Below are 18,289 nucleotides of genomic sequence, written 5' to 3'. Positions count from 1 at the left end.
CTATGTGCGCGGGCGTCCGCATGCTTCGAACTGGCGGGCGGGCCAGCGCGTTTGGGCCCGTGGGCGGCGTCTGCCCGGGTGCGGGGGCCGGTGCCGGGTCCTTCTTTCACACCCCGTGTGAGCGCTCGCTCCCCAGCAGCCCCATGCGGGGGGTGCGCCCGGTGGCCGGGTCCCGACGGGTGGCGGCGGCTCGGCCGCCGCCGAGTTGACGGTGCGCCGGGCCGGTGGTGTGCTCACAAGTCCGGTGCGACAGGCGCGCGTTGTGGGGGACGCCATGCGGGAGGACATCGCCAGGGGGCCGAGCTTCGCGGAGCTGCGCCCGTACAAGAGCGCCACCGAGGGCGAGCCGGGGCGGCGGACCGTCTTCCCCGTCCACGCGGACCTGGTGGACCTCCTTGCGGCGGACAAGGGGCCGCCACGGACGGCGGGTCCGGTGCCGCACACCATGGCGACCTGCGCGGCGTACGCGTACGCGGGGTTCGGGAACGAGGGGGATCCGGAGACCGTCGCCATGATCATGTCGCGGCTCGGCCTGGAGGAGAACCGCTGCCGGGTCTTCGAGCAGCGCGTGGACGCCATGTACATCGCGTCGGCCGCGTACCTGATCCAGGACAAGGACCGGCGCGTGGTGATCCTCTGCTACCGCGGCACCCAGCCCGAGGACATCATCAGCATCCTCACGGATGCCGACGTACGGCCCGAGACGCTCGCCATGGAGCTGGCCGGCGAGCGCCACCAGGTGCACGCGGGTTTCTACCGGAACATGCGGGCGACCCGCCACCTGATCATGCAGGCCCTGGCCCGGGCCGCGCGCGGCGAGTCGGTGGACCCCCGCGAGAAGGGCGTGCGCGGCGACGGGATGGAGGCGCTGTACATCACCGGGCACAGCCTCGGCGGCGCGATGGCCGCGCTGATGGGCGTCGCCCTGGTCCACGAACCCCGCTACGCCGAGATCGCCGAACGGCTGCGGGCCGTCTACACCTTCGGCCAGCCGCTGCTCGGCGGGCCCGGCTTCGCCGACGCCTGTACGCGCGCCAGGAACGACCGCGACGAGCACGTCCTGCGCGACCGCCTCCTTCGCTACATCTTCGACCGCGACGTGGTGCCCGCCCTGCCGCCGCGGCCGGTCGGCCCCTACGCCCCCTTCGGCCGCGAGTTCCACTACCGCAGGCCGCGCGGTACGGCGGAAGGGGCGCTTGCGTTCGCGGCGGAGACGGCGATCGACGCGGTCTCGCTGCCGGGCGACCTGATGCGCGGGCAGCTGCGCCGGATGGCGGGCCGCAGGGCGCGGGCGGCCGGGCGCTCGCTGACCGCACTCGCGCGCGGGGCGCGGACCGGCGGCTGGTCCGAGGTGCGCGATCCGGGGCTGCACTATCCGCAGATGGACAGCCTCGCGGGGCTCGCGGTGGTGGCGCCCCTGGCGTTCTTCGCGACCCGTCTGGCGCTGACGCGGTCGATCCCGTTCACGTACTCCTTCGAGGACCACGGGCCGGGCCACTACGTCAACGCGCTCGCTCCGCCGGGGGTGTTGAGCGAGTACGGGGACGTACGGTGACCGGCGATCGGCCGACCCGCAACGGCCCCGCTACTCGATGAAGGTGCCGTCGACGTACACCCACGCGCCGTCGAGCCGCTCGAAGCCGCTCTTCTCGTGCAGGGAGTCCGGGCGGCCGCCGTCGGTGTAGCGGGCCCGGAAGGTGACCGTGCCGGTGGTGTGGAAGGCGGTGCCCTCGGTGGTCTCGCCGATCTCCAGGCCCGTCCAGCGCAGCGCCGGGTCGAACTCCACGCGGGGCGGCCGGGTGCGCGGGTGCCAGGTGCGCAGCAGATAGCCCTCGTCCCGCACGGCGAAGGCGCTGTAGCGGGAGCGCATGAGCTCTTCGGGGGTGCCGGCGGCGGCCTCGCCCCGGTGCAGCCTGCCGCAGCACTTCTCGTACGGGCGAGGGTGCCCGCAGGGGCAGGACGTGGGGGTGGTGGGGCGTGCGGCGCGTCGGGACATGGGACCCATTCTCACCGACCGGCCGACGCGGGACCGGCACAGGGACCGGCCTGGCGGGATGGCCTCAGGGGACGGCTCCGAGGGGCGGCCTCAGGGGGACGGCCTCAGGGGGCGAGGATGTCCAGCTCCTCCAGGGCGCCCAGGGCGATCTCCCGGGTCAGCGCCTCCGCACGGGCCGCGTCGCCCTCCCTGACCGCCTCGGCGACCTTGACGTGCAGGGTGACGGCGGGCGGGTCCGGGTCCTCGAACATCACCTGGTGGGCGGTGCGGCCGGTCAGGACCTCGGCGACGACGTCGCCGAGGCGGGCGAACATCTCGTTGCCGGAGGCGTTCAGGATGACCCGGTGGAAGGCGACGTCGTGCCGGAGGTAGCCCTCCAGCTGGTGTCCGCGCGAGTGGGCGACCATGCCGAGCGCGCACTCGGTGAGCTCCGCGCACTGCGCCGCGGTGGCGTGCCGGGCGGCGAGCCCCGCGGCGACCGGCTCGACCGCGGACCGCAGGACGGTGAGCGAGCGCAGCTGCCGGGCCCGGTCGGCGCCGGCCAGGCGCCACCGGATGACCTGGGGGTCGTAGACGTTCCACTCCTCGGTGGGCAGCACGGTCACGCCGACCCTGCGGCGGGACGCGACCAGGTGCATGGACTCCAGGACCCGGACCGCCTCGCGCATCACGGAGCGCGACACCTCCAGGCGCTGGGCCAGCTCGTCGGTGCGCAACACGCTGCCCGGCGGGTACTCACCGGCGGTGATGGCGGGCCCGAGGTCTTCCAGTACGCGGGAGTGCAGCCCTCGGGCCTGTGCGGTCATGGCGGAAGCCTACGAGGAGCGGTACGTGAACAATAAGTCAGACTTTTATGTCACAGGCTCTTGAATTCGTCAGACCTAATGGGTTTCAGTGACGTGAACAACCGACCGATGTCGATGAAGACAGCGAGGCAGGCAGCGATGAGCACCCCCCACGTCGTCGTAGTCATGGGTGTGGCAGGAACCGGCAAGACCACGATCGGCCCCCTGCTCGCGGACCAGCTCGGCGTTCCGTACGCCGAAGGCGACGACTTCCACCCGGCGGCGAACATCCAGAAGATGTCCGCGGGCACGCCGCTCACGGACGACGACCGGTGGCCCTGGCTCGACGCCATCGGCGCCTGGGCGCACGGACGGGCCGGTCTCGGCGGTGTGGTCAGCAGCTCGGCGCTCAAGCGCAGCTACCGCGACCGGCTGCGGGCCGCCGCCCCCGGTGTCGTCTTCGTCCACCTGACCGGTGACCGGGCCCTCATCGAGGACCGGATGTCGCACCGGCAGGGGCACTTCATGCCGACCGCGCTGCTCGATTCGCAGTTCGCCACGTTGGAGCCTCTCGGGGCGGATGAGGCGGGCGTCGGCGTCGACGTCGCCGGGTCCCCGGAGGAGATTGCCGACCGGGCGGTCGAGGCGCTCGGTCGACTCGGCTGAGTGCTCCCGCCGGAGGTTCTTCTGCTGCGGGCCGCATGTGGCTGGTCGCGCAGTTCCCCGCGCCCCTGTCGGGGCACGACTCACTCACGTACAAGGAAAGCACCGTGACCCATCTCAGCGTCGAGATGCTGGCAGCGGACCCCGTCGAGCCGATCACCTCGGCGGGCCATGCCCAGCTGGGGATCGCCGTCCTCGCGGGCATCGCCGTCATCGTCCTGCTCATCACCAAGTTCAAGCTGCACGCGTTCCTCGCGCTGACCGTCGGGTCCCTCGCGCTCGGGGCGTTCGCGGGCGCGCCGCTCGACAAGGCCATCACCAGCTTTACCGGCGGACTCGGCAGCACCGTCGCGGGCGTCGGCGTGCTCATCGCGCTCGGTGCGATCCTCGGCAAACTGCTCGCCGACTCCGGCGGTGCCGACCAGATCGTCGACACGATCCTGGCCAGGGCGAGCGGGCGGGCGATGCCCTGGGCGATGGTCCTCATCGCCTCGGTGATCGGACTTCCGCTCTTCTTCGAGGTCGGCATCGTGCTGCTGATCCCGGTCGTCCTGATGGTCGCCAAGCGCGGCAACTACTCGCTGATGCGGATCGGCATCCCGGCCCTCGCCGGTCTCTCCGTGATGCACGGCCTGATCCCGCCGCACCCCGGCCCGCTCGTCGCCATCGACGCGGTCAAGGCGAACCTCGGCGTCACGCTCGCGCTCGGCGTCCTCGTCGCCATTCCGACGGTGATCATCGCCGGTCCGCTGTTCTCGAAGGTCGCCGCCCGCTGGGTGGACGTCCCGGCCCCCGAGAAGATGATCCCGCAGCGCCCCTCGGAGGAGCTGGAGAAGCGCCCGGGATTCGGCGCGACGGTCGCCACCGTGCTGCTGCCGGTCGTCCTGATGCTGGCCAAGGCGCTGGTGGACATCGTGGTCGACGACCCCGAGACCACCGTGCAGCGCGTCTTCGACGTCATCGGCTCCCCGCTGATCGCCCTGCTCGCCGCGGTCGTCGTCGGGATGTTCACGCTGGGCCGTGCGGCCGGGTTCACCAAGGACCGGCTCTCCACGACCGTCGAGAAGTCGCTCGCCCCGATCGCGGGCGTGCTGATGATCGTGGGCGCGGGCGGCGGCTTCAAGCAGACGCTCATCGACATCGGCGTGGGCCGGATGATCCTGGACTTCTCCAAGGACTGGTCGATCCCGGCGCTGCTCCTGGCCTGGCTGATCGCGGTGGCCATCCGGCTCGCGACGGGTTCCGCGACGGTCGCGACGATCTCCGCCGCCGGTCTCGCGGCGCCGCTCGCCGCCGACATGTCGACCGCGCACACGGCCCTGCTCGTGCTCGCCATCGGCGCCGGTTCGCTCTTCTTCTCCCACGTCAACGACGCGGGCTTCTGGCTGGTGAAGGAGTACTTCGGACTGGACGTCGGTCAGACGGTGAAGACGTGGTCGGTGATGGAGACGATCATCTCGGTGGTGGCGGGCGGACTGGTCCTCCTGCTGTCGCTGATCATCTGAAGCCCCGGGGCGGGCCGCCTCGGCGGCTCCGCCCCGGACCCCTCTCCTCAATCGCCGGAGGGGCTGTAAGACGGTCCTCCGGCGACCGAGGACGCCTTTTCCAGCTGGAATGCCTCGTTTCCCAGCCCGATGCGCGCATGCGCCTCGGGGTTCCGGGAGCGCAGGAACGCCCCGTAGAGGACGCCGGTCAGCGCCGCGGCGAAGATGACACCGGGCAGCGCCCAGCCGAGCGTGGAGCCCTCGCCCGCGCCCACCAGGACGTCGAAGTCCCTGACCGTGTACCCGGCGATGATCAGCAGACCGACCGCGGCGAGTGCGGAGGCGGCGATGCGCCAGGCCTGGGCGCGGGCGGCGCCCCTGCGGGCGAAGAAGACGATCACGGCGACGGACGCGGTGGCCATCAGGAGGATCACGCCGAGCGCGCCGATGTTGCCGCCCCAGGTGAACAGGTGCAGGACCGGCGCGGTCGGGTCGCCCGCCGTGCCGTCGTCCGCGACGGCGAACGCCACGACGACGAGCACCGAGACCACGGTCTGCAGCAGGGAGCCGGTGCCGGGCGCGCCGGTGGAGGTGTTGGTGCGGCCGAACGCGGCGGGCAGCAGCCTCTCCCGCCCCATCGCGAAGGCGTAGCGCGCCACGACGTTGTGGAAGCTGAGGATCGCCGCGAACATGCCGGTCACGAACAGGACGTGGAGCACGTCGGTGAAGGTGGCGCCGAGCCGGGACTCGGTGAGGCCGAAGAGCAGCCCCGCGCTCTGTTCCCGCGCCGCGGGGACGATGCCGGAGGGGCCCGCCGCGACCGTGAGCGCCCAGGAGCTGAGCGCGAAGAAGACGGCGACGAAGCCCACCGCGAAGAACATCACCCGGGCCACCACGACCTGCGGGCGGCTGGTCTCCTCGGCGTACACGGGGGCCTGTTCGAAGCCGGTGAACGCCGCGATGCAGAAGCAGAGGGACGTGGCGACGCCCGCGCCGGTGAGCGTGTCCGGGTTGAACGCGTGCAGCGAGAGGCCCTCCTTGCCCGGGTCGGCGACGGCCGCGATGTCGAAGACGACGACGAGGGCCACCTCGATCAGGAGCAGGACGCCGAGCACGCGCGCGTTGAGGTCGATCTTCAGCCAGGCGAGGACGGCGACGAGGGCCACGGTGACGAGCGCCGGGATCCACCAGGCGACGTCGACCTCGACGTACGTCTTCAGGAGCCCGGACACCTCGAAACCGAGCAGGCCGTACAGGCCTGCCTGGAGGGCGCTGTAGGCGACGAGCGCGACCAGCGCGGCGCCCGCGCCCGCGGTGCCGCCGAGGCCGCGGGATATGTACGCGTAGAAGGCGCCGGCGTTGTGCACGTGCCGGCTCATCTCGGCGTATCCGAGGCTGAAGAGCGCGAGGACGACACCGAGGATGAGGAAGAGCAGCGGCTGTCCGACGACGCCCATCACCCCGTACGTGGTGGGCATGACGCCGGCGACGACCATCAGGGGGCCGGTCGCGGCGAGCACGGAGAGCAGCAGGCCCGCGGTGCCGAGGCGGCCCGCGCGCAGCGCCCGCTCCTGGCCCTTGTACGTGCTGATCCCGCTGTCGCCCGTCGGGGCGCCGGGTGATCTGGTGCCGCTCGGACTCGAACTTCCCGTCGCCATGGCGCGGTTGTCCTTTCGGAAGGTGCTGATCGGGGACGGCTGGTCAGGACGGGCCGAACGCGGTGGCCCGCGCGGCGGTGAACGACGCGCAGGGGTCCCGGTCCGGGTACGACCAGGGGGCCGGGGTCGCGTGCCGTCCGATGCGGTGGAAGAGCGCGGCGGCTTCGGCCGCCCTGCCCTCGCAGAACTTCGCGTGGGCAAGGAAGTTGAGGTCGATGTGGCGGCGCGGGTGGCCGGGGCCTTCGGGCGTCTCACGTTCGAGCCACCAGTCGAAGGCGCCCTTCATGACGCCGCGGGCGCGCCGCCCGGCCCAGTGCCCGGACGCGGCGGGATCGGCGGACTCCAGGCCCGCCGCGGCGAGGACGCGGTAGCGCTCAGCGTGCGCGACGACGGGCAGGACCGCAAGCGGCGAGCCGGCGGGCGCCTGTTCGGCGGCCCAGGCCGCGAAGTCGTACACCTCGTGCAGCGGGTCCTGGCCCGCGCCGGGGCGCCGTTCGGCGAGCCGGGCCACCATCAGGTGGTGGGCGTGGTGGTGCTCGGGGTGGCGGTGGCGGACCTCGTCGAAGAGGCGTACGACGTCCTCCTCGCGGCCCAGTGAGCGTTCGAGCAGGAGGAGCGCGAGCCAGGGCGTCGGGTCGGTGGGAACGCGCGCGGCGGCCTCGCGGCACCGCTCGCGCACCTTGTCCGAACGCTCCTTGCCGCGCAGCGCCTTGTGCACGGCGGCGAAGGCGAGCAGCACCTCGGCGTCGTGGCTCTCGGGTTCGGCGAGCCGCCAGTCGCGCGCCCAGGCGGTGGTGGTGGGCTCCTGTCCGAGGACGTCGAAGCGGTGGCCCCTGCGGTCCCAGTCGTCGCCGGTCGCGGCGAGCAGCGCACGGACCCCGGCCCAGCGTCCCTGCGCCAACGCGGCGCGGGCAGCGGCGAGTTCGGCGTCGTCGAGCGCGGCGTCGAAGGCGTGCCCCGTGGCTTTTTTGCGGGAACGGCCCAGTGGGGGTGGGGGTGGTGACACCGCGGGACGTCCCTCCCGGCGCGGCTTGCGTATGGATGATCACGCACAGCAAAGCGGTAGGCACTGCTCCACGTCAAGGCCCGACGCCGGCACCAGCCTTCACCAACTCATTTCAAAATCCGCAGACTTCGCCCTTCACACGGCCGGTCCGCGTCCGCGGGCTCAGGCCACCGCGCGCGCGGCGGCGCGGCCCGCCGTGCGTCCGGAGAAGAGGCAGCCGCCGAGGAAGGTGCCCTCAAGGGAGCGGTAGCCGTGGACTCCGCCGCCGCCGAACCCGGCGGCCTCCCCGGCCGCGTACACGCCGGGCAGGGGCTGCCCGCCCTCGGTCAGGACGCGCGAGGAGAGGTCCGTCTCCAGGCCGCCGAGGGTCTTGCGGGTGAGGATGTTCAGGCGCACGGCGATGAGCGGGCCCGCCGCGGGGTCGAGGACGCGGTGCGGGGCGACGGCCCGGATGAGCCGGTCGCCGAGGAACTTGCGGGCGCCGCGGATGGCCGTCACCTGGAGGTCCTTGGTGAAGGGGTTGGCGATCTCGCGGTCGCGCGCGGTGAGGGTGCGGCGCAGGGCGGCCTCGTCGATGAGGGGGCCCGCCGAGTCCGCCGTCAGCGCGTTCATGCCGCGCACCAGGGCGCCGAGCTCTCTCTCGACGACGAAGTCGACGCCGTGGTCCATGAACGCCTTGACGGGGCCCGGCACGTCGGCGCGCGCCCTGTCGATGACGCCGCGCACGGACTTGCCGGTCAGGTCGGGGTTCTGTTCCGAGCCGCTGAGGGTGAACTCCTTGCCGATGATGCGCTGGTTGAGCACGAACCAGGTGTGGTCGTGCCCGGTCTTCATGATGTGGGCGAGGGTGCCGAGCGTGTCGAAGCCGGGGAAGAGCGGCACGGGCAGGCGGTCGCCGCGCGCGTCCAGCCACACGGACGAGGGGCCCGGCAGGATGCGGATGCCGTGCCGCTCCCAGATGGGGTTCCAGTTCTCGATGCCCTCGGTGTAGTGCCACATCCGGTCGCGGTTGATGAGGTGCGCGCCGGCCTCCTCGGCGATGCCGAGCATCTTGCCGTCCACGTGCGCGGGCACCCCGGAGATCATCTTCTCGGGCGGGGTGCCGAGCCGCTCGGGCCAGTGGGCGCGCACCAGGTCGTGGTTGCCGCCGATGCCGCCCGAGGTCACGATCACCGCCTGGGCCCGGAACTGGAAGGCACCGTTCACCACGCGGCTGCTGGCCTTGCCCCGCTCGACGGCCGAGGGTTCGAGGATCTCGCCGGTGACCGTGTCGACGGTGCCCGCGCTGCGCGAGAGCCCCGTGACGCGGTGCCGGAACTTGAACTGGACGAGGCCGCGCGCCGCCCCGGCGCGCACCCGCCGTACGAACGGCGCGAGCAGCCCAGGGCCGGTCCCCCAGGTGATGTGGAAGCGCGGCACCGAGTTCCCGTGGCCCTGCGCGTCGTAGCCGCCGCGCTCGGCCCAGCCGACCACCGGGAAGAACCGCACGCCCTGCCCGTGCAGCCAGGACCGCTTCTCGCCGGCCGCGAAGTCGACGTACGCCTCGGCCCACTTGCGCGGCCAGTGGTCCTCCGGACGGTCGAATGCCGCCGTGCCCATCCAGTCCTGGAGGGCGAGCGCGTGCGAGTCCTTGATCCGCAGCCGCCGCTGCTCGGGCGAGTCGACGAAGAAGAGACCGCCGAAGGACCAGTGCGCCTGGCCGCCGAGCGACTGCTCGGGCTCCTGGTCGACGAGGATGACCCGGCGCCCCGCGTCGACGAGCTCCGCGGTCGCCGCGAGTCCGGCGAGCCCCGCCCCGATCACGATCACATCTGCGTCGTACGCCATAGAGCTCGTCCTCCTCGACAGGGTCCCGCAAGGTTACCGACCGGTCAGATCCCGGACAGGTCAGATCCTGAACAGCCGAGTGACGCACGTCAACCGACAGAGCGGGGGAACTCGTCAAGATCCGGGGAGCGGCGTGCGGGGATCGCCGCTATCGTCGGCCAAGTCTCGCTTTGCCACCCCGGCTTGGCCCCGCCTCCCCCACCCACAGGTATGTGACGTGTCGGTCCTGGTACTCGCCCTCGCCGTCGGCGCCGCCTGCTGCCTCGGCCTCGGCTTCGTGCTCCAGCAGAACGTGGCGCGCAAGGCGCCGCTGAGCGACTTCCTCTCGCTGCGGCTCCTCATCGACCTGGTGCGGGTGCCGCGCTGGCTGGCCGGGATCGGTCTGATGGTGTGCGGCATGGTGCTCGGCGCGCTCGCGCTCGGCCGCGGGGAGATCTCCTTCGTCGAGCCGCTGCTCGCCACCCAGCTCCTGTTCGCCCTGGCGCTCTCCCGCCACCAGAGCGGGCAGCCGCTCGGCCGTCAGGGGTGGGCGGGTCTGGTGCTGCTGGCGGGCGGCGTCACGGCGTTCATCGTGGCGGGCGAGCCGCGCGGCGGGAATGTGGTGACCAGCCCGCTGCGGCACTGGCTCATCGTCGGCGTGATGGTGGGCGGGGCGCTGGTCCTCACCGCGTGGGCGAAGCGGACGCGGCTCGGCGCGGGGCCGGTGCTCCTGGCGCTCGCGGCGGGGCTCCTCTACGGCGTGCAGGACGCGCTGACGCGGGTGAGCGGTGACCGGTTCGCCGAGGGTGGACTCTCCGAGGTGCTCACGGGATGGCAGCCGTACGGGGTGCTCGTCCTCGGCGTCACGGGGCTCGTCCTCGTGCAGAGCGCCTTCGAGACGGCGCCGCTACGGATGTCGCTGCCCGCGCTCACCGCCGCGCAGCCGCTGGCCGGGATCGCGTGCGGGGTGGGCTTCCTCGGCGACCGGCTGCGGACCGACACGGGTGCGCTCGCCTGGGAGGCGGCGGGGCTCGCGGCCGTCGTGGCGGGGGTGGTGCTGCTCGGGATGCATCCGGCGATGCCGGGGCATGGCCGGGGGCCTGTGCGGGAGCTCAGTCGGCGCTGAGGGCTCCGCCGGTGCGTTGCGGTATGTCGCGTTGCCGTTGACCATCTTGCCGTTCATCACCGGCTTCGCCGAGTTCGTCCTCAAGCGCCGGACGGGCTGAATGGCTCGCCAGGCCGGGCTGAATAGGTCGCCAGGGCGGGCTGGATGCGCAGATGCCTTGATCAGCTGTTTAATAATGGGCAGCATTACAATGGGGCCATGGCCCGAACCTCTGGTCCCCAGACCCGCGAGAAGCTTCTCCGCGCCGGCGAGGAGGTGTTCGCCGCGCAGGGCGTGGACGGCGCCCAGCTGCGGGACATCGTCCGGCTCGCCGGACAGAGCAACCCCTCCGCCGTGCAGTACCACTTCGGCTCGCGCGGCGGCCTGCTCGACGCCGTGATGGCGGAGCGCCAGCGCCGTACGGAGCAGGTGCTCACCGCCGAACTCGAACGCGCCGGAGAGGCCGCGGCCGGTCTGCGCGGCCTGCTCACCGCCCTGGTGAACGCCGAGGCCACCGAGTTGCGCACCGAGCGCGGGCGCCGCTGCCTGCGCATCTCCGCCCAGCTCAGCCACGAGAGCGGGGTCCGCACCCGCACCCCGCACCCCACGCTCGACGGCACCGTGTACTGGACGCTGATCGGACGGCTCGAAGACCGCGTGGCCGACCTGGCGCCCGGGCTCCCTGAGCCGCTGCGCCTGGAACGGCTCGATCTCGCGCTCACCATGATCGGCGCCGCCCTGGGCGACCGCGCCCGTCAGTACCTGGCGGGAACCACCCCCCTGACCGGCGAGGACCTCTTCCTCGCCGACCTCGTCGAAACCACCGCGGCGCTGCTACGGGCCCCGCACCCCACCCCTGGAGACACCCCATGACACCCATGACCCAGCACGACCTCACCGGCCGGACCGTCGTCATCACCGGCGCCGCGCGCGGGCTCGGCGCCGAGGCGGCGCGTCAGGCCGTCGCCGCCGGAGCGAACGTCGTCCTCACCGACGTGCTCGCCGACGAGGGCCGGGCCACCGCCGCCGAGCTGGGCGAACGCGCCCGCTTCAGGCACCACGACGTGACGTCCGAGGAGGACTGGCGGCGCGTGGCCGACTACGCGGTCGCCGAGTTCGGCGGCATCCACGGCCTGGTGAACAACGCGGGGATATCGACCGGCCAGTTCCTGGAGTCGGAGTCCGTCGAGCACTTCCGCAAGGTCCTCGACATCAACCTCACCGGCGTGTTCATCGGCATGAAGACCGTCGTGCCCGCGATGAAGGAGGCCGGGGGCGGTTCGATCGTCAACATCTCCTCCGCGGCGGGCCTGATGGGCCTCGCGCTCACCGCCGGGTACGGCGCGTCGAAGTGGGGCGTACGCGGGCTCACCAAGATCGGCGCGGTGGAGCTCGGCACGGCCCGGATCCGCGTCAACTCCGTCCACCCCGGCATGACGTACACCCCGATGACCGCCCAGGTCGGCATCGAGAAGGGCGAGGGCAAGTACCCCAACACCCCGATGGGCCGGGTGGGCGAGCCGCACGAGATCGCGGGTGCCGTGGTCTTCCTGCTCTCCGACGCCGCGTCCTACGTGACGGGCGCGGAGCTCGCCGTAGACGGCGGCTGGACGGCCGGGCCCACCGTGCAGTACGTCATGGGGCGGTGAGGTTGGATGGTGGGCATGACCGACTCCGCCGCGACACCCGCCGACCCCCGTGACGAGATCCTGACCGTCGTCGACGAGCACGACGAGGTCGTCGGCGAGGCGCCGCGCGGCGAGGTGTACGCGCGGGGCCTGCGCCACCGCTGCGTGTTCATCGAGGTGCGGGACGCCCGGGGCCGGGTGTTCGTGCACCGCCGCACGCCGGTCAAGCTGGTCTTCCCCTCGCTGTACGACATGTTCGTGGGCGGCGTGGTCGGGGCGGGCGAGTCCTGCGACGACGCGGCGCTGCGCGAGGCGCAGGAGGAGCTCGGCGTCCAGGGCCTGGCACGCCCCACGCCGCTGTTCTCCTTCCTCTACGACGACGGCGCCGGGCACTCCTGGTGGTCCTACGTCTACGAGGTGCGCTGCGACCTGCCGGTGAATCCTCAGGCCGAGGAGGTCGCCTGGCACGCCTTCCTCACCGACGACGAGCTGGAACGCAAGCTCGACGCCTGGGAATGGGTGCCGGACGGGCTCGCCGCCCACCACCGGCTGAGGGCCTTCCGCGCGGGCTGATCACCACGGCCTATGGTGCGAGCGTGAGCAATTTCGTACAGAGTCTGCGGCTGTGGTTCGCCCCCGAGCGCGTCCGCGAGGAGGGCGACACCCCCGACTACCGCTTCTCGCTCGCCAACGAACGCACCTTCCTGGCCTGGCTGCGCACCGCCCTCGCGCTGATCGGGGGCGGCTTCGCCGTGGACCAGTTCCTGCCGGACCTGCGCTGGGCCTGGCGGATCGGGCTCGCCCTGGCGCTGCTCGGCGCGGGCGTCCTGTGCTCACTGCGCGCGGTCAACCACTGGGTGCGGTGCGAGCGCGCGATGCGGCGCGGCGAGGACCTGCCGACCAGCCGGTTCCCGACCGTGCTGAGCCTGGCGGTCGCGGTGGTCGCGCTCGCCATGGTGATCGTCGTGCTGTTCGGGTGGGAGGGGTGACGCCGCCCGGTGAACAGCCCGGTGAACAGACCGGTGAACAGACCGGTGCGCAGCTCCGCGACCCGGGTCTGCAGCCCGAGCGCACGCGCCTGGCCTGGCGGCGCACGACGCTGTCGGCCACGGTCGCCGCGGTGCTCGCCGCCCGCGCGGTGCTGCACGGCGGTCCCACCGCGCCGAACGTGCTGGCCTGCGCCCTCTGCCTGCTCCTGTGGCTCGGCTTCCTGGCGGTCGCGCACCGCAGGATGGCCGGTCTGACGGCACGCGAGCCCCGGACGATGACGCTGCGGGCGGCCCGGACGGCGGCGCTGTGCACGCTCGCACTGTCGGTGTGCGCGGCGGCGATGGTGGTGTGAGCGCCGATGGCGTGGGCCGCAGCGTCGGCGTGGCCCGCGGCGTCGGCGGGTCGGTTCCTCGGGTCAGTCCTCCCACTCCACCGTCACGACGACCTTGCCGCGGGTGCGGCCCTCCTCGCTCAGGCGGTGCGCCTCGGCCGCCCGCTCCAGCGGGAACGTCTCGTCGACGTGCACGGTCACCACGTCCTGTTCCGCGAGTTCGGTGAGGCGGCCGAGGTCGGCCGCGTCCGGGCGTACGAAGCAGTAGTGGCCGCCCAGGCCGATCACCCCGCCGTCCGCGATGGACGCGAGGCGGCCGCCGGGCGCGAGGAGTTCGGCGGATGCCCTGAGGGTGTCGCCGCCCACCGTGTCGAAGGCCGCGTCGACCCCCTCGGGGGCGAGCGCCCGTACCCGGTCGACGAGCCCGTCCCCGTAGGTGACCGGCTCGGCGCCCAGCTCCCGCAGGTAGTCGTGGTTGCGTTCGCTCGCGGTGCCGATGACGCGGGCGCCCGCGTGCCGGGCGAGCTGCACGGCGATCGAGCCGACGCCGCCCGCCGCGGCGTGCACGAGGACGACGTCCCCCTCGGCCACCTCCAGCGCCTGTGTGAGGACCTGGTAGGCGGTGAGCCCGGCGAGCGGCAGCCCGGCGGCCTCCGCGAAGGTGAGGTTGCGCGGCTTGCGGGCGAGGGTGCGCACCGGGGCGGCGACGTACTCGGCGAAGGTGCCGCGCGAGAGGAAGTCCTCGCGCACATAGCCGATGACCTCGTCCCCGACGGCGAACTCCGGCACGGAGGCGCCCGGTTGGACCACCACACCCGAGACGTCCCAGCCGGGGATCACGGGGAAGACGGGGTCGATGAGCCCGTCGAGGTACCCCTCGCGGCACTTCCAGTCAACGGGGTTCACGGCCGCCGCCCGCACCTTCACCAGGACGGAGTCGGGGCCGACCTTGGGGTCGCTCACCTCCCCGAACTCGAGCACTTCGGGGCCGCCGTAGCTGCGGTAGCTGATCGCCTTCATGGGGTGCCCCTCACAGGGTCGCTTCGCGGAGGTCATCGAAACATCAACAAGGTTCCCATAACGGAATTAATAGGGCATCAGGGGCTAGCCTGAGAGGGTCAAGCCACTCCCCGCAGCCACAGAAGGTGCGCGTCATGACCACGCTCCACCACGAACACCCGGTGCACGACCACGTCCACGGCCCGGCCTGCGGCCACCCCGAGGTGCCGCACGGCGACCACGTCGACTACGCGCACGACGGCCACCTGCACCGTCTGCACTCCGACCACTACGACGAGTGCGAGCCGGCCGGCCACCTCGCGCACCAGGGCCACGACCACCGGCACGGGGACGGCTGCGGCCACGACGCGGTCACGCACGGCGACCACGTCGACTACCTCCACGACGGCCACCGGCACGCGGAGCACGACGGGCACTGGGACGACCACTGAGAGCCTGTCCTTGACCGCTCCACCGGAGTTCGCCGGGGATCCGCGGGCCGGGCGTGACCGGTCGCGCGGGTCCCCGCGCTCCTTCACCGCCCGGTAGCCTCTGGACGGCATACCGACTGGTCGGCATCATGGGGTGGCAGCAGCAGCCACCACGCCGATCAGGAGCAGCAGATGAGCGCAGTCCACCCGCCGGGCCTCGACCTCGACCGGTTGCGCGGCCACCTCGACCGCGAGCGTCCCGGCCTGGTCGGCGGACCGCTCACCGCCCGGCTCATCGAGGGCGGCCGGTCGAACCTCACGTACGCGGTGACGGACGGCGCCACCCGCTGGGTCGTCCGGCGGCCCCCGCTGGGGCACGTCCTGGCCACCGCGCACGACATGAAGCGCGAGCACCGGGTGATCGCGGCACTGCACCCGACCGACGTGCCGGTGCCCGCGCCGGTGCTCCTGTGCGAGGACGACACCGTCATCGGGGCGCCCTTCTACGTGATGGAGTTCGTGGACGGGACGCCGTACCGCACCGCCGAGGAGCTCGCGCCGCTCGGCCCCGGGCGCACCCGCGAGGCGGTGCTCGGCCTCGTCGACACCCTCGTCGACCTGCACGCCGTGGACCCGGCGGCGGTCGGGCTCGGCGACTTCGGGCGGCCCGAGGGATTCCTCGACCGGCAGCTGCGCCGCTGGGGCAAGCAGCTGGACGCGTCCCGCAGCCGCGAGCTCGCGGGCATCGACGAACTGCACGCCGCACTCGGGCGCGCGCTCCCCGGCTCCCCCGCCCCTGCCGTCGTACACGGCGACTACCGCCTGGACAACGTCCTCATCGGCGACGACGGCCGGATCAAGGCCATCCTCGACTGGGAGATGTCCACGCTCGGCGACCCGCTCACCGACCTGGGCCTGCTCGTGATGTACAGCGCGAAGCTGGAGGTCCCCGACTCCCCCGTCAGCACCACCGCGGGCGCGCCGGGCCACCCCGACCCGGCCGAGCTGATCGAGCGGTACGCCGCGCGCTCGGGGCGCGACGTGTCGGCCGTCTCCTGGTACACGGCGTTCGCGTGGTTCAAGCTCGCCGTGATCCTGGAGGGCATCCACTACCGCTACACGCTGGGCCAGACGGTCGGCGCGGGCTTCGACCGGATCGGCGAGCTGGTGCCCGTGTTCATCGAGCACGGCCGCGCCACGCTCCAGGGACGACAGGAAGGCTGAGACAGAGCCATGGACTTCGCATTCGACGCCCGCACCGAAGAGCTGCGCGCGAAGCTGCTCGCCTTCATGGACGAGCACGTGTACCCGGCCGAGGCCGTCGCCGAGGAACAGCGGGCCGCGCTCGCCTCGCCGTGGGACACCCCCGCCGTGGTGGAGGAGCTGAAGGCCGAGGCCCGCAGGCAGGGCCTGTGGAACCTCTTCCTCCCCGACGCCGAGCACGGGGCCGGGCTGACCAATCTGCAGTACGCGCCGCTCGCCGAGATCACCGGCCGCTCCCCGCAGTTGGCACCCACCGCGCTGAACTGCGCGGCGCCCGACACCGGCAACATGGAGGTGCTCGCGCAGTTCGGCACCGACGAGCAGCAGAAGCGGTGGCTGGAGCCGCTGCTTGCCGGGGAGATCCGCTCGGCGTTCGCGATGACCGAGCCGGAGGTGGCCTCCTCCGACGCCACGAACATCACCACGCTCATCGAGCGCGAGGGCGACGAGTACGTCATCACGGGCCGCAAGTGGTACATCTCCGGCGCGATGAACCCCGACTGCCAGATCTTCATCGTGATGGGCAAGACCGATCCGGACGGCGCCGACATCCGTCGCCAGCAGTCCATGGTGCTTGTCCCCCGCGACACCCCGGGCCTCGAAGTGCGGCGCGCCATGCGGGTGTACGGGTACGAGGACCACTACCACGGCGGCCACGCCGAGGTCGTCCTCGACCGCGTCCGGGTGCCCGTCTCGAACCTCGTCGGCGAGGAGGGCGGCGGCTTCGCCATCGCACAGGCGCGCCTCGGCCCCGGCCGCATCCACCACTGCATGCGGCTGATCGGGATGGCCGAGCGCGCCATCCAGCTGATGTGCGAGCGCGCGGTGGCGCGCACCGCGTTCGGCAAGCCGCTGGCGCAGCAGGGCGTCGTGCAGGAGTGGATCGCCGACGCGCGGGTCGCCGTGGAGCAGCTGCGGCTGCTCGTCCTCAAGACGGCCTGGCTGATGGACACCGTCGGCAACAAGGGCGCGCACACGGAGATCCAGTCCATCAAGATCGCGACCCCGCGCGCGGTGGTCGACATCCTCGACCGGGCGGTGCAGCTGCACGGCGCGGGCGGCGTCAGCCAGGACTTCCCGCTGGCCGAACTCTGGGCGGCGGCGCGGACGTTGCGCCTCGCCGACGGTCCTGACGAGGTGCATCAGCGCTCGCTCGCGAGGCGGGAGCTGAAGAAGTACCGGTAGCCGCGGGTGCCCTCGGGCTTGCCCCCGCGTACCCTCTCCGGTCGCTCCCGCCGCGCCTAGCCTCGGCGGAAGCGACCGGAAGCGACCGGAAGGGCGGGGAACGGGGTGCGCGAGACGCGGAGAGCGACGGGGCAGGAGACGGCGGCGCGGCCCGCCGCGCGGCTGAACCCGGACTGGAAGCTGACGGGGCCGGGAAACCTGCGTGGCCGCCCTCCACCAGTACCTCAGGCTCTTCCACGACAAGAGCAACACCGAGGCCAACGCCGCCCACCGGAGCATGGAGCAGCTGCTCGTCGCGAACGGCCACAAGGACGGCGTCTGAGGCCTGGCCACCCGGTCGCCCCGTCACCTCACGGCCGCAGCGCCCTGAGCAGCAGGTCGGCCAGGTGGTCGGCCACCTGCTGCGGGGTGAGCGGGCCCTCGGGCCGGTACCAGGTGGACAGATGGTGGACCGAGCCGAAGTGGTAGTCCACCACCAGGTCCGCCGGGGTCGCCGTGGCGAAGACGCCCGACTCCTGGCCCTCCTCGATCAGGGCCCGGAACCGCTCGTGGTAGCGGCGCCGTTCGGCCCGGACCTGCTTGTTCTTCTCCGGGCTGAGGTGGTGCATGGAGCGGAAGAAGATCGCCGCGTCATCGAGGTTGTCGATGGTGGTGACCACGACGTCCGCGGCGGCGTCGCGCACCCGCCGTTCCACGGGGGCGTCCGCGTCGGCGATGGCATCGAGCCGCTCCTGCTGGACGCGGAGCATGCGGGCGTAGACCTCGTGCAGGAGGTCGTCCTTGGAGCCGAAGTAGTGGTAGAGCGCGCCCTTGGTGACGCCGGCGGCCTCCACGATCTCCTGCACCGACGTACGGTCGTAGCCGTGGTCGGCGAAGAGCCTGGTGGCGGCGGCCAGCAGGCGCTGGGGGACGGGTGTGCCGTCACCGTCCGTCGTTCGGGCCACTGCCGCCACCTGCCT

General features: G+C 72.5%; 19 protein-coding genes. 12 read left to right on the top strand and 7 right to left on the bottom strand.

Going from position 1 to position 18,289, the window contains the following annotated elements:
- Window positions 1–274 precede the first annotated feature (274 nt).
- Window positions 275–1,555, top strand: a complete 1,281-nt coding sequence (locus ACFVYL_RS18580; protein ID WP_389717173.1) for a lipase family protein — start codon at window positions 275–277, stop codon at window positions 1,553–1,555.
- A 30-nt stretch (window positions 1,556–1,585) separates the two neighbouring features.
- Here ACFVYL_RS18580 and ACFVYL_RS18575 read toward each other — a convergent pair whose 3' ends face one another.
- Entirely contained in the window at window positions 1,586–1,996 is a 411-nt protein-coding gene (locus ACFVYL_RS18575; protein WP_389717170.1) for a YchJ family protein, read from the bottom strand.
- Between the two features lie 104 nt (window positions 1,997–2,100).
- The gene (locus ACFVYL_RS18570; protein WP_389717168.1) at window positions 2,101–2,802 is read right to left on the bottom strand and encodes a FadR/GntR family transcriptional regulator; all 702 of its coding nucleotides are present in this window, start codon (window positions 2,800–2,802) and stop codon (window positions 2,101–2,103) included.
- Between the two features lie 138 nt (window positions 2,803–2,940).
- Between ACFVYL_RS18570 and ACFVYL_RS18565 the strand changes: the two genes are divergently transcribed.
- Window positions 2,941–3,447, top strand: a complete 507-nt coding sequence (locus ACFVYL_RS18565; RefSeq protein ID WP_389717166.1) for a gluconokinase — start codon at window positions 2,941–2,943, stop codon at window positions 3,445–3,447.
- A 104-nt stretch (window positions 3,448–3,551) separates the two neighbouring features.
- Window positions 3,552–4,949 carry a gluconate:H+ symporter gene (locus ACFVYL_RS18560; protein WP_389717164.1) on the top strand — a complete coding sequence of 466 codons (1,398 nt, stop codon included), beginning with the start codon at window positions 3,552–3,554 and terminating at the stop codon, window positions 4,947–4,949.
- Window positions 4,950–4,996: 47 nt separating this feature from the next.
- Here ACFVYL_RS18560 and ACFVYL_RS18555 read toward each other — a convergent pair whose 3' ends face one another.
- The 3 genes from ACFVYL_RS18555 to ACFVYL_RS18545 all read right to left on the bottom strand — a co-directional run bounded on the left by ACFVYL_RS18555 (window position 4,997) and on the right by ACFVYL_RS18545 (window position 9,419).
- On the bottom strand, window positions 4,997–6,586 hold the full coding sequence (locus ACFVYL_RS18555) for an APC family permease (RefSeq protein ID WP_389717162.1): 1,590 nt from the start codon (window positions 6,584–6,586) through the stop codon (window positions 4,997–4,999).
- A gap of 43 nt (window positions 6,587–6,629) precedes the next feature.
- On the bottom strand, window positions 6,630–7,592 hold the full coding sequence (locus ACFVYL_RS18550; RefSeq protein WP_389717159.1) for a hypothetical protein: 963 nt from the start codon (window positions 7,590–7,592) through the stop codon (window positions 6,630–6,632).
- 162 nt (window positions 7,593–7,754) lie between these two features.
- Window positions 7,755–9,419, bottom strand: a complete 1,665-nt coding sequence (locus tag ACFVYL_RS18545; RefSeq protein ID WP_389717157.1) for an FAD-binding dehydrogenase — start codon at window positions 9,417–9,419, stop codon at window positions 7,755–7,757.
- A 217-nt stretch (window positions 9,420–9,636) separates the two neighbouring features.
- Between ACFVYL_RS18545 and ACFVYL_RS18540 the strand changes: the two genes are divergently transcribed.
- The 6 genes from ACFVYL_RS18540 to ACFVYL_RS18515 all read left to right on the top strand — a co-directional run bounded on the left by ACFVYL_RS18540 (window position 9,637) and on the right by ACFVYL_RS18515 (window position 13,473).
- Window positions 9,637–10,524 (top strand): DMT family transporter, encoded by an 888-nt coding sequence (locus ACFVYL_RS18540; RefSeq protein ID WP_389717156.1) that lies wholly within the window; start codon window positions 9,637–9,639, stop codon window positions 10,522–10,524.
- 198 nt (window positions 10,525–10,722) lie between these two features.
- Entirely contained in the window at window positions 10,723–11,376 is a 654-nt protein-coding gene (locus ACFVYL_RS18535) for a TetR family transcriptional regulator (protein WP_389717154.1), read from the top strand.
- Window positions 11,373–12,152, top strand: coding sequence for a glucose 1-dehydrogenase (locus tag ACFVYL_RS18530; protein WP_389717153.1), 780 nt, complete (start codon window positions 11,373–11,375; stop codon window positions 12,150–12,152). Before ACFVYL_RS18535 ends, ACFVYL_RS18530 begins: the two co-directional genes overlap by 4 nt.
- A gap of 15 nt (window positions 12,153–12,167) precedes the next feature.
- Window positions 12,168–12,704, top strand: coding sequence for an NUDIX hydrolase (locus ACFVYL_RS18525; RefSeq protein WP_389717151.1), 537 nt, complete (start codon window positions 12,168–12,170; stop codon window positions 12,702–12,704).
- Between the two features lie 23 nt (window positions 12,705–12,727).
- Entirely contained in the window at window positions 12,728–13,120 is a 393-nt protein-coding gene (locus ACFVYL_RS18520; protein WP_361728673.1) for a DUF202 domain-containing protein, read from the top strand.
- Complete coding sequence (locus ACFVYL_RS18515) at window positions 13,117–13,473, top strand: DUF202 domain-containing protein (protein WP_389717148.1); 357 nt, start codon at window positions 13,117–13,119, stop codon at window positions 13,471–13,473. Before ACFVYL_RS18520 ends, ACFVYL_RS18515 begins: the two co-directional genes overlap by 4 nt.
- Window positions 13,474–13,536: 63 nt before the next feature.
- On the opposite strand, the gene ACFVYL_RS18510 is transcribed toward ACFVYL_RS18515, so the two are convergent.
- Window positions 13,537–14,472 carry an NADP-dependent oxidoreductase gene (locus ACFVYL_RS18510; RefSeq protein WP_389717146.1) on the bottom strand — a complete coding sequence of 312 codons (936 nt, stop codon included), beginning with the start codon at window positions 14,470–14,472 and terminating at the stop codon, window positions 13,537–13,539.
- 134 nt (window positions 14,473–14,606) lie between these two features.
- On the opposite strand from ACFVYL_RS18510, the gene ACFVYL_RS18505 reads away from it, so the two are divergent.
- The 3 genes from ACFVYL_RS18505 (at window position 14,607) to ACFVYL_RS18495 (ending at window position 17,330) form a co-directional block, all read left to right on the top strand.
- Window positions 14,607–14,903: a hypothetical protein gene (locus ACFVYL_RS18505; protein ID WP_389717144.1), complete on the top strand. Its 297-nt coding sequence runs from the start codon at window positions 14,607–14,609 to the stop codon at window positions 14,901–14,903.
- A 171-nt stretch (window positions 14,904–15,074) separates the two neighbouring features.
- Window positions 15,075–16,106, top strand: coding sequence for a phosphotransferase family protein (locus ACFVYL_RS18500; RefSeq protein WP_389717142.1), 1,032 nt, complete (start codon window positions 15,075–15,077; stop codon window positions 16,104–16,106).
- Between the two features lie 9 nt (window positions 16,107–16,115).
- Entirely contained in the window at window positions 16,116–17,330 is a 1,215-nt protein-coding gene (locus tag ACFVYL_RS18495; RefSeq protein WP_389717139.1) for an acyl-CoA dehydrogenase family protein, read from the top strand.
- A gap of 350 nt (window positions 17,331–17,680) precedes the next feature.
- Here ACFVYL_RS18495 and ACFVYL_RS18490 read toward each other — a convergent pair whose 3' ends face one another.
- Complete coding sequence (locus ACFVYL_RS18490) at window positions 17,681–18,274, bottom strand: TetR/AcrR family transcriptional regulator (protein ID WP_389717136.1); 594 nt, start codon at window positions 18,272–18,274, stop codon at window positions 17,681–17,683.
- Window positions 18,275–18,289 lie beyond the last annotated feature (15 nt).

Origin of the sequence: Streptomyces sp. NPDC058308 (assembly GCF_042880275.1) — a bacterium.
Taxonomy (GTDB): domain Bacteria; phylum Actinomycetota; class Actinomycetes; order Streptomycetales; family Streptomycetaceae; genus Streptomyces.
The sequence above is the reverse complement of the archived record's forward strand: the minus strand, read 5'-3'. Positions and strand labels throughout refer to the sequence as shown.